16 protein-coding genes are annotated in these 16,409 nt (G+C 30.4%); 10 read left to right on the top strand and 6 right to left on the bottom strand.

What is annotated here, in order from left to right:
- Positions 1–7 precede the first annotated feature (7 nt).
- Entirely contained in the window at positions 8–1,771 is a 1,764-nt protein-coding gene (locus B5D15_RS02970) for a DUF4153 domain-containing protein (RefSeq protein ID WP_242948679.1), read from the bottom strand.
- Between the two features lie 147 nt (positions 1,772–1,918).
- Here B5D15_RS02970 and B5D15_RS02965 point away from each other — a divergent pair, with 147 nt between their 5' ends.
- Positions 1,919–3,085: an MFS transporter gene (locus B5D15_RS02965; RefSeq protein WP_078695614.1), complete on the top strand. Its 1,167-nt coding sequence runs from the start codon at positions 1,919–1,921 to the stop codon at positions 3,083–3,085.
- 145 nt (positions 3,086–3,230) lie between these two features.
- Here the strand turns inward: B5D15_RS02965 and B5D15_RS02960 are convergent, their stop codons facing one another.
- On the bottom strand, positions 3,231–4,049 hold the full coding sequence (locus B5D15_RS02960) for a TIM barrel protein (protein ID WP_078695613.1): 819 nt from the start codon (positions 4,047–4,049) through the stop codon (positions 3,231–3,233).
- Positions 4,050–4,160: 111 nt separating this feature from the next.
- Here B5D15_RS02960 and B5D15_RS02955 point away from each other — a divergent pair, with 111 nt between their 5' ends.
- Positions 4,161–5,042 (top strand): phage holin family protein, encoded by an 882-nt coding sequence (locus B5D15_RS02955; RefSeq protein WP_078695612.1) that lies wholly within the window; start codon positions 4,161–4,163, stop codon positions 5,040–5,042.
- Between the two features lie 124 nt (positions 5,043–5,166).
- On the opposite strand, the gene B5D15_RS02950 is transcribed toward B5D15_RS02955, so the two are convergent.
- Positions 5,167–5,409, bottom strand: a complete 243-nt coding sequence (locus B5D15_RS02950; RefSeq protein WP_078695611.1) for a TIGR03905 family TSCPD domain-containing protein — start codon at positions 5,407–5,409, stop codon at positions 5,167–5,169.
- A 164-nt stretch (positions 5,410–5,573) separates the two neighbouring features.
- Between B5D15_RS02950 and B5D15_RS02945 the strand changes: the two genes are divergently transcribed.
- From B5D15_RS02945 to arcC, 7 genes are all read left to right on the top strand, one after another.
- A complete protein-coding gene (locus B5D15_RS02945; RefSeq protein WP_078695610.1) occupies positions 5,574–6,518 on the top strand; it encodes a hypothetical protein in 945 nt (314 codons plus the stop codon).
- 154 nt (positions 6,519–6,672) lie between these two features.
- The gene (locus tag B5D15_RS02940) at positions 6,673–7,221 is read left to right on the top strand and encodes an NADH peroxidase (protein ID WP_078695609.1); all 549 of its coding nucleotides are present in this window, start codon (positions 6,673–6,675) and stop codon (positions 7,219–7,221) included.
- A 146-nt stretch (positions 7,222–7,367) separates the two neighbouring features.
- Positions 7,368–8,015, top strand: coding sequence for an HDIG domain-containing metalloprotein (locus tag B5D15_RS02935; RefSeq protein WP_078695608.1), 648 nt, complete (start codon positions 7,368–7,370; stop codon positions 8,013–8,015).
- Between the two features lie 311 nt (positions 8,016–8,326).
- Positions 8,327–9,553: an arginine deiminase gene (gene arcA / locus B5D15_RS02930; protein ID WP_078695607.1), complete on the top strand. Its 1,227-nt coding sequence runs from the start codon at positions 8,327–8,329 to the stop codon at positions 9,551–9,553.
- A gap of 28 nt (positions 9,554–9,581) precedes the next feature.
- Positions 9,582–10,571, top strand: coding sequence for an ornithine carbamoyltransferase (argF, locus tag B5D15_RS02925; RefSeq protein ID WP_078695606.1), 990 nt, complete (start codon positions 9,582–9,584; stop codon positions 10,569–10,571).
- 142 nt (positions 10,572–10,713) lie between these two features.
- The gene (locus B5D15_RS02920; protein ID WP_078695605.1) at positions 10,714–12,129 is read left to right on the top strand and encodes a basic amino acid/polyamine antiporter; all 1,416 of its coding nucleotides are present in this window, start codon (positions 10,714–10,716) and stop codon (positions 12,127–12,129) included.
- 13 nt (positions 12,130–12,142) lie between these two features.
- Positions 12,143–13,093 (top strand): carbamate kinase, encoded by a 951-nt coding sequence (arcC, locus tag B5D15_RS02915; protein WP_078695604.1) that lies wholly within the window; start codon positions 12,143–12,145, stop codon positions 13,091–13,093.
- 257 nt (positions 13,094–13,350) lie between these two features.
- On the opposite strand, the gene B5D15_RS02910 is transcribed toward arcC, so the two are convergent.
- The 3 genes from B5D15_RS02910 to B5D15_RS02900 form a co-directional block, all read right to left on the bottom strand.
- Positions 13,351–13,809 (bottom strand): DUF441 domain-containing protein, encoded by a 459-nt coding sequence (locus B5D15_RS02910; protein WP_078695603.1) that lies wholly within the window; start codon positions 13,807–13,809, stop codon positions 13,351–13,353.
- A gap of 111 nt (positions 13,810–13,920) precedes the next feature.
- Positions 13,921–14,142, bottom strand: a complete 222-nt coding sequence (locus tag B5D15_RS02905; protein ID WP_078695602.1) for a hypothetical protein — start codon at positions 14,140–14,142, stop codon at positions 13,921–13,923.
- Between the two features lie 82 nt (positions 14,143–14,224).
- Positions 14,225–15,319, bottom strand: coding sequence for an amidase domain-containing protein (locus tag B5D15_RS02900; protein ID WP_078695601.1), 1,095 nt, complete (start codon positions 15,317–15,319; stop codon positions 14,225–14,227).
- Between the two features lie 226 nt (positions 15,320–15,545).
- Between B5D15_RS02900 and B5D15_RS02895 the strand changes: the two genes are divergently transcribed.
- Entirely contained in the window at positions 15,546–16,403 is an 858-nt protein-coding gene (locus tag B5D15_RS02895; RefSeq protein ID WP_242948681.1) for a M15 family metallopeptidase, read from the top strand.
- The last annotated feature ends 6 nt before the right edge of the window (positions 16,404–16,409 follow it).

The raw sequence follows: 16,409 nt of genomic DNA, 5'->3' as shown, positions 1-16,409 counted from the left end.
TTATTTTTTACTTTGAAGTTAAAATATTTATTAGCAAATCAAATTCAATTGAATTTATTCTAATATTGTCTTTTGAAGTTGTATCCCTGTTGCCGTTTACTGAAAAGATTATAAATTTCATTTTAAGTTTTTCATTTTCAAAAGTATATGTCATATCAGACAGGGAAGCCCTTTCTTTATTTTGGAATCCATATTTTTTATGAATATCCTTTGCGATTTCTGTTAAGTTCTTTTCGAATACTTTATTGTTATCTAAATATATTTTAATCATTCGGGTATCATAGCTGTATTCAACTTTTAGTCTTTCGTTTGACTGGCTTTGAAGGTTCCCTGGATACCTGAAATTAAAAAGATAATCATAACCCTTTATATCGATTGGATTATTTAAATCGCTTAGCATATATGAAAAATAATCTCCCAATTCCTTATCATACCATATATCCATATAATTAAAACCAAATATTTTATTCATATCTTCCATTTTAAAATCCGGCGGAATATGCTTTAAATCTTTAAAGCTGTGATCTCTTTCGAAATAGCTTAATATAGAACTTATTTCTTTTTTATCTTCGTTTGATATATTGTTTGAAGATATTATTTTATTGTCTTTTAACATATTATTTTTAATTAATATGCTCTCAAATCTTTTATTCTGGCTTTTAATTGAAATTGAATATGCACTTAAAGGTCCTGTAACAGAAAGTATAGCAATTATTGCTAAAGATAAAGGTAAAAATATATTTTTCTTTAGCTTTGATACATTCCAATATATCATGACTATTAATACCCAAAGACCAAGAGCTATTACAAAATATCTATTTTCAGTAAAGCCATAGGCTTTTATTCTGATTCCTAATGAAAGAAACATTATTAATATAAGAGGAATTATAAGTTTTGTAATATATTTTATAAAAGTGTTTACATAAATGCTTTCGTTTTTTATAGGCCATATTAAATATATAACTATCGTTGTAATCGCAGAATACCAAAGTACGAGATTTCCAACAAGCCCCTTTGGCCACTGAAGGGTTATTACAATTTTAGCAAAATATATATAGAGTATTATAGTATATATGGAAATAAGAGGTATTACTATATATATAAGGAGTATTTTAAGAACCTTAGAATAATCAGCTATTAAAAGATTTTCATCCTTTTTAGGTATCCCAGATAAAAAGTATGAAGGTATAAACATACCAGCTATCAAAAACCATACATAAAGATAAAGTTTATCATAAACATGTATTCCAAGAAGTTTATCAATGGTAAATAGTATTGCGCTTATTCCAAATTGAAGGACAGCAGCATAAAAAATCGTAACGAAGAATCTTGTTAAAAGCCTTATAGTATAAAGTTCAAGATTTTCTTTATCATAAAAATAAGGAGTTATAAGAGCTATAAGGTAAAATGCCAAACTTAATGCTGTATATCTTGTTACTGATACCATATCTAATTTTTTAATAAAAGCAGTATAATAAATAAAAAGAAAAATAATAGATATTAAGTAATATATAATTTTAGTAGTTGATTTTAGATTTTCTAACCTTTCTGATATAAAGGTTAAAATTAATGATATTGGAACTGAAAGAGCAAGAATCATCACAATTCTTGTTAGAGTATCATGTAAATTTGTATTTTGACTTTTAGTTATTTCTGATTGAATTATAAGCATAATTGCAGTAATAGATGTAAGAAGAAGGGTTAAAGGGAAACGTTTTATGCTTTGCTTTAAGGAAAAGAACATTTTTTTAATTAAATTTATAAATTTCATTATATGCCCTCCAAAATATAACTTTATATTTTAATTATACTAAAATTTTGGAAAATAAACATTAGGTAAGTTTAGGGATTTAAAGGCTTTTAAATGGGATGAATATGTAATATAATATTAAAATAGTTTTAGGATAGAAAGGGTTAAATGATGGGGATAAAATTACTGAAAATCAAATTAAACATTTTATATTTTATTTTATATAGCACAGTTGCATGTTTTTATCCATTTCTGACTATGTATTTTCAAATGAGGGGTATTCCCTATTACAAAATAGGTATTTTGTATGCAGTAAATTCATTAATCAGCATTATAGCCCTTCCTATATGGGGAGTTATAAGCGATAAGTATTCAGGAAAGAGAAAAGTTATATTTATTACTATGATTTTATGCTCAATCCTAATACTTTTGTTTTTGTTTACAAAAAGCTTTGAGGCTATTCTGTTTTCCCTTATTATTTTTATGACATTTCAAAGCCCTATACTTTCTATAACAGATGCTTACTGCTATGAGATTATTGAAAAAAATAAAGGTTTGCAATTTGGTAAAATAAGGCTCATGGGTTCTTTGGGATATGCTATAGCAGCATTGCTTCTTGGAATTTTGATTAAAAAATTGGGAATTGAGTTTAGCTTTATTTCCTATTCAATTCTTATGTTATGTACAATACTTATATTAAAAACCATAAAATTTAAAGGGAAAAGAACTCGAATTCCTATAGACTTTTATGATATTTCAAAGCTTATAAGGGATAAAAAATTTGTTCTTATAGTAATTTCTGCAATGTTTGCGTCTATATCAATGGGGGCAAACGGCAACTATATAAGCATATTAATTCAGAAAACAGGTGGAGATGTATCAAAACTTGGAATAGTTTGGTTTGTAATTGCAATGAGTGAGCTTCCTTTTCTTTTTCTTGGAAATAAAATAATGAAAAAAACTGGTGTACTTAATTTATATATTATAGGTATTTTATTTTTTGTAATAAGATTCTTTTTAAGCTCCCAATGTACTTCTTATAATGCTGTAATTTTGGTACAGTTTATGCAGTCTATAACTTTTCCGTTATATCTTTTAACTACAATAGAATATATAAATATTAACTCAACATCTAATTTAAAAACATCTGCCCTTACTGCTTTTACAGCTCTTGCAGGAGGACTTGGAGGACTTTTAGGGAATATAGGAGGAGGTTTTATACTTCAAATTAAGGATATATTTTTCCTTTACAAAGTTTTAGGCATTAGCTGTATTATTTCTTTAATTGTTGCACTTATCCTTAAAAAATATGATAAAGATGTCAAAAGTTTATAGATGAATATAATTAAATAATTAAAAATTTGCTTTAGATTATAATAAAGCCCATAATACTGCAAGGGTATGTTTCTTAATACGCTAAAAGATTTTAATGCAGTATTATGGGCAGTTAAAGTCTATTATTAGCTTAAAAGTTTTAAAATTATAGGCTGTTATAGGTATCTCTTAAAAGAATAGCGTCATATTCGAGAACTGGGCTTTCGCAGATTATACATCCTTTAACATTAAAATCCTTAATAGCCTTTAAACATTCCTCATAATTAAAATCGCTTTCCTTAAATGGAAGGTGATTTTTTTCTCCCTTTAATCCATAGTTTATACCAGATAAATGTATATGCATATCTTCTATAGCTTGCTTTCCAAGTTTTTTTTCAACTTTGTCAAGAATTTTTATAAAATCGTCATATCCCTTAAGGCATCCGTTGCCCCTCGCATGAAGGTGTGAAAAATCTATACAGAGCCTGCAGGTTTTGATTTCACTGCAAAGAGATATGAGCTCATCTATGTCACCGAACTGTGTAGGCTTTCCGGTTGTTTCAAGCCTGTAAAAGACACCTATATCGGGAAGTTTTAAAAGGTTTTCTTTTATTGTGTTGTAGGTTTCCTCACGGGAATCGTTAAGATAAAATCCAGGGTGGAACACTATGCTTTTTCCTCCTACAAGAGATAGAGCCTTAGCACCCTTTACTATTCTTTCTATAGACTGCTCCTGCTTCATAACCTCATCAGCATTAAGATTTATAAAATAAGAACCATGAGCAGAAAGATAAAAATCATTTTTACTTTTTTCCTCTAAAATTTCATCTTTATTTTTTTCTGTAACATTAACTGACTTTACAAAGGGCAGTTCCATGGCATCAAGCCCAATAGATTTTAGGTAAGTTATTGCAGATTTATAGGTAAACTTTGATTTTCCATCTCCTAAAGGAAGTCCTGAAATTCCAAAAAGTAATCTGTCCATTCTAATACTCCTTCTAAAATAAAATAACATATATTAAGTATATCACATTAGATAAGGTTTACATATATTGTATTAGAAAAAAGATGCACTTTTAATAATGGATGTGAGGTTATGGATTATATATCAAAAGTATTTGAAATGTGGCAGATAAAGCTTATTGTAGGTTCTTTTATTATGATTTTTTCTCCTTTTAAAGTATCGATAATAGTTCTATTCATCTTAATAATAATTGATACTATAACTGCCTGCAGCTATGCTATTAAAATTAGAAAATTTACAAGCAGAAGATTTCAAAGGGCAGTTAAAAAAATAGCAGTATATTTTACAACTGTTTTTGTTGTAAGACTTCTTGAAATTGGAATAGAGACTATTATTCAAACTAACATGGTAACAAGGCTTATATTGAGTTTTTTGATATTGACGGAAGCCATTAGTATCCTTGAAAATCTTACCCTTCTTGGACTGCCGATACCTCCTAAAATTTTAAAATTAATACTTGGGAGTTTAAATTTAAATAAGTTCAATGGTTTATTTGGGAAGGATTTTGATAAGCAGTTTTATGCTAAAGAAATCGATGATATTATACAATATCAATTAAATTATATAAATGCTGAAGAGATTAGGAAGCTATTAAAAATAGAATTGGAAGAATTTAAAAATGCATTAAGTTTAATTGAAATACAAACAACTAATTATAACTCTGAAAATAAAGACTTGCTTTTTTATAGGATTTCAAGTTTAATAGATGCGACAAAAAAAGCTTTGATAGATAAATGGAATGATGAGTATATTGAGGAGGATATAATGAGTAAATATGCTGCTTGTCATGAAAAAAGGTTTGAGAGACTTATAGAGGATATTAGAGTAATCTGCTATTCAAATGAAAAGATTGAAAAGAAGAACAATATGATTGCCGACGCTGTTATGGCTTTTATATATAAAATGATTGCAGATATACAAAAGGATGAGCTGATTTGTAAAAAATCAGATTAAAGAAACCATCTCAAAATAGAAGTATTTCTATTTTGAGATGGTTTTAATTTTTATAACAGCTTTTCATTATAAAAAAGCTGCAGCGAAGGTAACAAATAAAAGAAATAGTTATTTATTTAAAGAGCTATAATAAGTTTTCTTCAATAGCTCTTGCAAGCTGGTCAGGGCAGGAAGTTTCCTTTGAGCCGCATTTAATTCCTTTAAGCCTTTTTACTGCCTCCTCAGCTTTCATTCCTTCAACAAGCCTTGCGACTCCTTGAGTATTACCACTGCATCCACCTATAAATCTTACATTCTTAATTATATCATTTTCAATATCAAAAATAATTTTATCACAGCATACGCCCTTAGCAATATAACTTTTCATTTAATCCATCTCCTTTTATAAAATGTCTTATAAATTATAAAATAAAAATTAGTTCAATTCAATATTTGCATTTTAATTCCAATAAGAATTCAATTATCCATTTTGTCTAACGTGAATTTATGCTATACTTATATTCTAAGCAAAATATTAATTAAGGTGATATTATGGAGAAATTTTTAACTACACTAAAAATAGTTATTTCAGTACTAATTGTATTCGCTGTTGGTGCTTTTATTATTATTTTTTATGAGAGCGGAAAAGCAGAAAAAGAGTATCAAAATTCTATAAGCTATATGAAAAAAGGAGAATGGGCAAAAGCCTTGGAATGTATTGAAAAGGTTCCTTTTTATAAGGATGCTAACGATATTTATGCTTATGTATATCCAAATAAAATATTTTATGATAATTATTCTAATGATAACGATGCGATTGAATCGTATAAAAAAGGTATAACTTTTATAAACACAAAGAAGACAAGCCTTAAAGGACCTTTGAAGCAGCAGTATACAAAAGATTTAGATGATCTTTTAAATGTTTTTGAGTTTAAGATTTCAGAGCTTAATGCAAAATCAGAGGATAAAGTTCAAAAGGATGCTTTTAATGAAGCAATAGCTCTAATCAGGCAAGGGGATTTTTTAAATGCACAAAATAAGCTGTTTAAAATAAATAGCGTTTCATTAACACATAAAAAAGAAGAGATTTTAAAGTATATAAATTTATTAAATGTTATAAAATCACAAGGAAGCGACAAAAAAAATAATGCAATTATTGAAGAGGCAATATCAAAGCTTAATCCTGATTATAATGGAGAGCTTTCTGAAGATATTAAAAAAACTGTGCAGGGTTATTTTGATATAAATAAATGGGTATTACTTTACAATAAAAATAAAAGCATAAATACGGCGAAAGAAGGACAGGTTTTATCAATAACAACTGTTAATAATGATGTTAAAGTTGGGATTAGTAAACAAAATGTAATTAGTATTCTCGGAACGCCTCAAAAGGACAATATCATTTCAAACAGGTACGGTATATTTGAAGAGATGGTTTATAGTGATGGAAGAGTAATATTTCTTGAGAATAACATAGTAGTAGTGATAAAAGGGTAGACAAAATGTCTGCCTTTTTTAGTTAACAATAAAGAAGTTTTGAAAAAATAAATATTATTAATGGAAAATAATTATTGACATATTGATAGAATTGCTATATTATAGAATTACAAAAGCAATTTATGAATTTATATAAATCGAGGGAGGTAATAAAATGAAAAAATGGGTTTGTACAATATGTGGTTATGTACATGAAGGGGATGAAGCACCAGACAAATGTCCACAGTGCGGTGCCCCAAAGGAAAAATTTGTTGAAAAGAAAGAAGATGTATTGCAGTGGGCAGATGAACATAGAATAGGAGTAGCAAAGGACATAGATGCTGAAGTTTTAGAAGGCCTTAAGGCAAATTTCATGGGAGAGTGTACAGAAGTTGGAATGTATCTTGCAATGAGCCGACAAGCAGACAGAGAGGGATATCCAGAAGTTGCAGAAGCTTATAAAAGAATAGCTTTTGAGGAAGCAGAACATGCGGCAAAGTTTGCTGAACTTTTAGGAGAAGTAGTTCTTCCTGATACAAAGAAGAATCTTGAGATGAGAGTTGAAGCTGAATATGGAGCTTGTGACGGTAAGAAGAAACTTGCAACACGTGCAAAGCAGCTTAATTACGATGCAATTCATGATACGGTGCATGAAATGTGTAAAGATGAAGCAAGACATGGCATGGCATTTAAAGGTCTTTTAGACAGGTACTTTAAAAAATAATTTAAAAAATATTATAAAAATATAAAGAATTTTTACCATAAATAGGAGTGGATTAATATTCACTCCTATTTTTATTTAATAAAATAAAAATTATTAGATAAAACTATATTTATAAATCTCTTATTTGTATTTCATGGAGGTATGAGATGAATTCAAAAAAAGAAATTTTTAATGAAATAGATAAACATCTTATGAATGACAATAAACCTTCGGAATTTATTAAAAATTTATTTGAAAATGAAAAAATTAGTAAGACTTATCCCTTTACAATGCTTTCTGATTTGAAAAAAGTTGAGCAAAATAAAAAATATCATCCTGAGGGAGATGTTTTTACCCATACTCTTATGGTTGTTGATGAGGCGGCAAGTAGAAGAAATAAGAGTAAAAATCAAAGAGTATTTATGTGGGCTGCTCTTTTGCATGATATAGGTAAAGCACCGACTACCGCAATAAGGAATGGCAAGATTACTTCCTATGAACATGAAAAAGTTGGTCGAAGGATGGCTGTTGATTTTTTAAGAGAACTTACTGATAATCAGGATTTTATTAAAGGGGTAGCTTCAATGGTAAGATGGCATATGGAAGCTCTTTTTGTAATAAAGAATATGGCTTTTTCAAGCATCGGTGAAATGCTGAAGGAAGTTTCACTATATGAGATTGCTCTTTTAAATCTCTGTGACAGACTTGGAAGAGGAGATATGACATATGAAAAGGCACGAGATGAAATTAGAGGTATAAAAATGTTTGTTAAAAAATGTAAAGAATATAAAATGCATAATAGATTAAATGTTTAAATTCTTATTATTTTTATTATTTATAACTCAAATATAAATGTTTTCTGTATAAATAGCTTATATAAAGCAAAAAAATATATTTTTACAGAATAATTATAAATGTATATACAAAATAAATTCTATAAATATAAAAAAATATAAATATTATTTAAATTTATGCAATTAAGAAATAGTGAATATACGAAAGAAAACAAGAGCAAAATTTAGATAATGATTAATATTATGAAAATAATGATGTTTGCACAAAATTATACATACAATGTATAATGTATAAAGAACGCTGAAATTAATGTCGAATAGGGGGTAATTAGATGAATTCTTTTATTAATGTAACCTCCGAGATAGGTAAACTTAAAAAAGTTCTTTTACACAGACCAGGTCAGGAAGTTGAAAATCTTGTACCTGAATATCTCGGAAGACTTTTGTTTGATGATATACCATATCTTAAAATTGCAAGGCAGGAACATGATATATTTGCGCAGGTTTTAAGGGAAAACGGGGTTGAAGTATTATACCTTGAAGAACTTGCAGCAGAGTCTATAGAAGATGAAAATATAAAAAAAGAATTTATTGATGAGTTTCTTTATGAAAGCGGCATCACTTCAGAAGCACTGAAAGAAGCACTATCAGACTACCTTCTTTCTAAAACAACAAGAGATATGATAGATACTGTTATGGCAGGTGTAAGGAAGGAAGAAATAAAGATAAAAGAAGCTCATTCTTTGTCTGAGCTTATGATGGATGAATATCCTTTCTATCTTGATCCAATGCCTAATCTATATTTTACAAGGGACCCAGGAGCATCTATAGGAAGCGGTCTTACTATAAATAGAATGAGGACAGAGGCAAGAAGAAGAGAAACACTATTTTTAAAATATATTCATAAATATCATAAATTCTTTAAAAATACAGAAACACCTCTTTGGTATGACAGGACGATGCCCTTTGCAATAGAAGGCGGAGATGAACTTGTTCTTTCTGATAAAGTTTTAGCAATAGGATGCAGTGAGAGAACCTCGGCAGAAGCCATTGAGATAGTTGCTAAGAATTTATTTGATGCAGGAACAAGCTTTGAAAAAATACTTGTTTTTGAAATTCCAAAGTGCAGAGCATTTATGCATCTTGATACAGTGTTTACTATGGTTGATTATGATAAATTTACAATACATCCAGGAATTGAGGGACCTTTAAGCGTATACGAAATAACAAGAGGAGCAAACAATAATCTTAATTTCAGACATACAACCTGTTCTCTTGAAGAAACGCTTAGCAAAGCGCTTAATATTCCATCAGTAGAACTTATAAAATGTGGTGGTGGAGATTTAATAATAGCAGGACGTGAACAGTGGAATGATGGTTCAAATACTCTTGCAATTGCTCCAGGAGTTGTAGTAACATATGAGAGAAACTATGTTACAAACGAGATACTTGATAAAAAAGGAATAAAAGTATTGTCAATACCAAGTTCAGAGCTTTCAAGGGGTAGAGGCGGCCCGAGATGTATGAGTATGCCTCTTGAAAGAGAGAACTTAAAATAAATATTAAGAATTAAAAGGAGGGCTAAAAATGCCAGTTAATTTAAAGGGAAGAAGCTTTTTAACATTAATGGATTTTACACCAGAGGAAATCAGGTATATGCTTGACTTATCCCATGACTTAAAATCAAAGAAAAGAGCAGGAATTCATAATGAATTATTAAAGGGAAAGAACATCGTTCTTTTATTTGAAAAGACTTCAACAAGAACAAGATGTGCTTTTGAAGTTGCAGCTTTAGATGAGGGAGCACATGTAACTTTCCTTGATTCAAACAGCTCTCAGATGGGTAAGAAAGAATCCCTCGAAGATACTGCAAAGGTTCTTGGAAGATTCTATGATGGAATAGAATATAGAGGATATAAACAATCTGTTGTTGAAGATCTTGCTAAATATTCAGGAGTTCCAGTATGGAACGGTTTAACTGATGTTGATCATCCAACACAGATACTTGCAGATTTAATGACTATTGAAGAGCATGTAGCAAAACCATTAAATAAAGTAAAGGTAGTATTCGTTGGAGATACAAGAAATAATATGTCTTATGCATGGATGTACGGCTGTGCAAAATTAGGTATGCATTATGTTGCATATGGTCCAAAGGAATTATGGCCAGAAAAGGAAGTAATGGATAAAGTTCAGGAAGTTGCAAAGGAAACAGGAGCTGTAATTGAAGTTTCTGATAATATTGAATGTGTAAAGGGTGCAGATGTTATTTACACAGACGTTTGGGTTTCAATGGGAGAAGAGGATAAACTTGCAGAAAGAGTAAGACTTTTAACTCCATACAGGGTAACTATGGATATGCTTAATGCAACTGGAAATAAAGACGTTATATTCATGCACTGCCTGCCATCATTCCATGACTTTGAAACAAAAGTTGCAAAGGAAGCAAAGGAAAAGATGGGACTTGATGTAAGAGAAGTTACTGATGAAGTATTTAGAAGCAGACATTCAGTAGTTTTTGATGAAGCTGAAAACAGAATGCATACTATAAAGGCAGTTATGGTTGCTACTTTATAAAATCATGGGCAGCTTGTCTGCCCTTGATTTTTGATAGACCTTATTAGTAATAGGTACAGGAATATAGAATTCGAAAAATTCAATGAATTATAAAAATTTTAAAATATATGAGGCATTGTTCTTTGTAGATAGGGGGGTTAATATGAAGAACGAAAAGAAGATGGGCTTAGCTTTGCTCGTTGCTCTTGGAATAGGTTCAATGATAGGCGGCGGTATATTTAACAGTCCGACAGATTTAATTGGCAAGGCTAATCCACAGGCAACACTTATTGCATGGGCTATAGGTGGTATTGGTATAATATGTCTTGCACTTGTTTTTCAAATGCTTGCAAATAAAAGGCCGGAACTTACTGGAGGAATTTATTCCTATGCAAGAGCAGGTTTTGGGGAGTTTATTGGATTTAATTCTGCATGGGGTTATTGGTTAAGTGCATGGCTTGGAAATGTAGCATTTTTTGTATTGATGTTTAAAACATTAAACAGTCTTCTTGGTGAAGGACATTCTTTGAATCCATTTGTATCTTTTATACTTGCTTCAATAGTTTTGTGGACGATTCATTTTATTATAACAAGAGGAGTAAAGAGTGCAGGGGTTGTAAATGCAATAGTTACAATAGGTAAATTATTACCTCTATTGCTTGTTATAGTATTTGGATTTATAATATTTAATGCATCAGTATTTAATGTAGCAAATTGGAAAACAAGTCTTGCTGCAACTGGTGATTCTGTGACTATACTTTCACAGGTAAAAAGTGCAATGGGAACAATATTGTGGTGTTTTATAGGTGTAGAAGCTGCAACAGTATTATCTGAAAGAGCAGAGTCACCTAAAATTGTTGGAAAAGCTACGGTATTAAGTATTTTAATTACGCTTGTTATGTATGTTTTAATATCTTCTATTGCAATGGGAGTAATACCAGCGAAGGAACTTGCAAATTCATCAACGCCTCTTGCCGATGTTTTAAAGGCAACAGCTCTTGGGAATGCAGGAGGAGTTATAGTAAAAGTAGGTCTATTGGTATCACTCTTTGGTGCAACACTAAGCTGGATTCTGCTTGCAGCAGAGATACCATACATTGCTGCAAAGGATGGAGTTTTGCCAAAGTGGTTTGCTAAGGAAAATACTGTAGGTGTACCAATTAACTCTCTTGTGCTTACTAATGTTGTAACTCAGCTTTTTCTTGTAGCACTGCTTTCTGAAAAGCTTCAATCCGCTTATTATACAGTTTTTTATATAGCAACAACGAATATACTTATACCATACCTTTTTTCAGCACTTTATTCAGCAAAGATTTCATTTGAAGATAAATCGCAAATAGGAGATAAAATAGTTTCTTTAATTGCAGTTATATATGCAGTGTATGTTATTTATGCTGTTGGATTAACTTATCTTGGACTTGCATTTATTATGTATTCTACAGGCATAGTACCTTATTATATTGCAAAGAAAGAAAAAGGTGAAAAACTTACAAGAACAGAAATAATTTCAATTGTAATAATGCTTTTAATAGCAGTTTATATGCTAATTCAAATAGTTACTGGAAAAATTCAACCATAAGGAGGAGTAAAAAATGGCAAGAATAGTGGTTGCACTTGGAGGAAATGCACTTCAGGCAAATCCAAAGGATATTTCAGCAGAGGCACAGCTTGAAACATGTCACGCTACATCAAAGGCAATTGTAGACTTAATAGAAGATGGTCATGAGGTTATAATAGCTCATGGTAACGGCCCACAGGTTGGACAAATTGTTGCAACCTATGAAGCTGCAAATTCTATTGATGAAGCAAAGCCTGTTATGCCTTTTCCAGAATGCGGTGCTATGAGCCAAGGGTATATTGGATATCATCTTCAGCAGGCAATAAGGCAGGAAATGAGGATTAGAGGTTTAAACAAGCAGATAGCAGCAGTCGTTACTCAGGTTGTCGTTGATAAGGATGATCCAGGATTTAAAAACCCAACAAAACCAGTAGGTTCTTTCTTTACTGAAGAACAGGCTAAAAAACTTATAGCTGAGAAGGGCTATGTTATGAAGGAAGATGCAGGAAGAGGATGGAGAAGAGTTGTTGCATCTCCAATGCCAAAGGCTGTTGTTGAAGAAGGAATAGTAAGAACCCTTGTTGAAGCAGGACATGTGGTTATAACAGTTGGAGGCGGAGGAGTGCCTGTAATAGAAAAAGAAGATGGAAGCTTAGAAGGTGTTCCTGCAGTAATAGATAAAGACTTAGCTTCAGAAAAGATAGCTGAGCTTCTTGATGCTGATGAACTTGTAATATTAACTGCTGTAGAGCAGGTTGCCATTAATTTCAACAAACCTGATCAGAAAAATCTTTTAACTATGACCGTTGAGGAAGCTGAAAGCTACATGAAGGAAGGACATTTTGCACCAGGTTCAATGCTTCCAAAGGTTAAAGCTGCAGTTATGTTTGCACAGTCAAAGAAAGGAAGAAAAGCAGTTATTACATCCCTTGAAAAGGCAAGAGAAGCGCTAAAAGGGAAAACTGGAACTGTAGTTACAATGTAAAATAGTATATTAGTAAGAGGCAGGTATTTTAACTAATACTTGCCTCGAATTTTTATAATGATAACTATATAGTCTATAATATAAATAATAATATAATAAACATTGGATATGGTGAGTGTTAGCTTTACTAAAGTAAAGTTATAATAGAAGTAAAATATTGAAAATTAGCTGTAGAGAATGCTATTAAAGGGCATTAAAATTATATTTATCATAAAAAATTAATTGTTAGATAATAAATTATAACATAACAATTAATATTAATACTTATGAATAAGTTTTAGAAAAAGCGCAAGAAGTCCAGAAGTCACAAGAGGCCCAACAGGTACACCCTTAAAGAAGGCTGCTGCAATTACAGCTCCTAAAATAAGGGCAGGCATAATGTCGCTTCTGCCTTCGATTGTAAGATATTGAAGGCCAAGCCCGCTTAAATAGGTTGTAAAAAGAGAAAGTAAAAGAGCTAAAATACCAACCCATGATGTGAAATTTTTTCTTATATCTAATAATGTTATTCTTCCACTGGCAATAGGTATTAATATTGAGGCTGTAAGTATTACAAGGCCCCAGAATAGACCGTTTTTTTCAAGCCAAGGAAAAATAAAATTATCGATATTTAAAAGCCTGAAAATTAAAAGGAAGCAGGCTGCAGCTGCAACTGAATTAGCTCTTCCAAGTACTGCAATAACAAGAATTGAAAGTATAGCAATATTAGCCTCCACCTAAACCATCTCCAATTTGATACAAGTTATATTTATTAATAGTATATAAAAGTTAATATCTTATTATTTTAAAAATACTTGAAATTTAAATAAAAAATTAAAGGCACCAACTTAAAAAGTAGTGCCCTGTGTTTTATCTTCAAGCATCCAGCTTAGTACCTGACGCTGGTTTTCCAGATGCATTATTTCATCATTAGCTTGAAGTATGCGTTCGCTTGAGGAAGCATCTATTCCCTCCCATGTCCTTCTTATGTTGTTTATTTCCACTTCGTTTTGGTGTATTTGACTATCGATTTCATTAATCATTCGTCTTATTTCTTCTTTTGATTTCATATGAATCCTCCTTAGAAGTAAATTAGCTAAACTTAATATATATTTTATCCATATGTTTTTAAAATATTTATAGAAAATGATATTATCCATTAATTTTAAGGAGCCAAAATGTAATATCACTGCTGTTCCAGCCTAAATCCCAAGGAACGTGGTATCTATCATTTGTATGAGAATTTACCATAGGTACACCCATTGAATCTATAGCAGTTACTATTGAAACATGAACAATATCATTTTTCCTTTGATAAGCGATTATATCTCCGGGAGATAAGTATTGTATTGAATTAATTACTTTCGAATATTTACCCTTTGCAATTAGTTTTGCCTTGCCCGAATACAGCATGTGATAGGTAAAAGCTCCAGCATTAACCCAAGAAGCGCTTGCCTCACCATTTCTGTAGAGCCATCCTCCGCCCATTTTGATGCCGCCTGCTTCTTTGTCCGATAATACTTGGGAGGCAAAATTTGCACAATCTCCTCCTAAATCAGCAAAATTCCTATATTTTTTATTATATTTATATCCATCTTCTATATAAAAGTTAGCGCCGCAGTATTTATCAGCATATTCAACTGCTTTTTTTCTATCGTATTTTACCCATATATATTTACTTGCCTCGCTTTCAATTATATTTTGTGCAGGTGTGCCTGTTTCTTGAATCGTATCATCTAAGGGGTCATTATACCAGTCTGTTGTTATATAGTAATTTCCATTTTTATATATAAGCGTCATTGAATGCCTTGTACCGTAACTAAATTCATTTAAAGGTGCTTCATCTTGATTTAAATAAATATATCCTATTTTTGTTATGTCACTTAAATAAACTTTAATTGAATTTTTATTTTCCTTTATACTGAATATCTTAATTTTACTTTCTGCATTAACTAATTTTATTTCCCTTAAAGAGCACCATTTGTTAATAAAATCTATACGTTTTTTTTCATGTTCAAAGGACCATTTTCCATATTTACTTGATAAGTCGAATTGATTTTCTAAATTTTGATAATTACCTGTTACAAAGGAGCTGCATCTTTCCATAAAATAAATATTTAGAATATGTTCTATTTCATCTTTAATATCCACAGTTTTAATAACGAGATTAGAATTAAAGCATATTGTTGATATAATTAAAAGTAAACCAGTAAAGATAAGATTATAGAAAACTTTTTTAGGTATCATACTTAATGCTTTCACCTCAATGCCATATATTTTAAATTATATGAAAATAATATGTATGTATGAATATTATTTAAAATGTAAAAAACATAAAATGTTAATTGTTTTTTGAAAGGAGTAAGCCATGAAAAAACTGTTAGCAGCTATATCAATTATTATTTTTTTTAGTGGATGCGGTAACAAAAAAGATATGCAGTTACCTTCTATAAAACAAAACATACCATCAAAAATAACTTCTACAGAGGATTTAAATTCTTATGCTTATATAACTGAAGCAAAGAGGGATATATTATGCCTTATGATGTCCTATCCTGATTATATAAAGGATATTGAAAAAAATAATAACTGCATATATATTGTTATGAATTCTGGAGAAAAAATATTATATGATGATAAAAAGAAAAAAAGCCATGATGAAAAAATATTAAATGCTGATATCCAGGACATGATGGAGCAAATATATCCTCTAAATACGGAGAATAAAATAATGGAAAAAGACTTCGATCCAGGAAGGGCAAGATGCTATAGCTTTTTTAAAGCTGTATATGGAAATTCTAAGCTCCAAATTGAAAAAAATCTTACTTTGGTAAATACTCCATTTGGCAGTTTTAATTTTAATAAAAACAATTCTGCAGCGGTAAATTTTAAAAATGTTATGATAGAACTTTCTGATTTGTCCTTGAAAAATCAAAGTATAAGGAAAAATATACTTCCTATGTCTGGAACATTCAATTATAGAAATATAGCGGGTACCAATAATTTAAGTGCCCATTCTTTTGGAATAGCAGTGGATTTATCAGTTAATAAGAATGATTATTGGAAGTGGACATCAAGACAAAATGGTGAGAAAAGATTAGAGTCCTATCCTAAAGAAATAGTATCAATTTTTGAAAAAAATAACTTTATATGGGGCGGAAAGTGGGGGCATTTTGATATAATGCACTATGAATACAGGCCGGAAATTATATTTAAATCTAAATATTTTGGGAGAAAAATTGATGATGATTCAGCGTGGTATGGAAGTGTTCCTAATCATCATGAAAAAATCAAAAATTATATTGAAATGATAGATAAGCTGCTATATTGATTTAAT

Source organism: Caloramator quimbayensis (assembly GCF_900167605.1).
Lineage (GTDB): Bacteria > Bacillota > Clostridia > Clostridiales > Caloramatoraceae > Caloramator_B > Caloramator_B quimbayensis.
The sequence above is the reverse complement of the archived record's forward strand: the minus strand, read 5'-3'. Positions and strand labels throughout refer to the sequence as shown.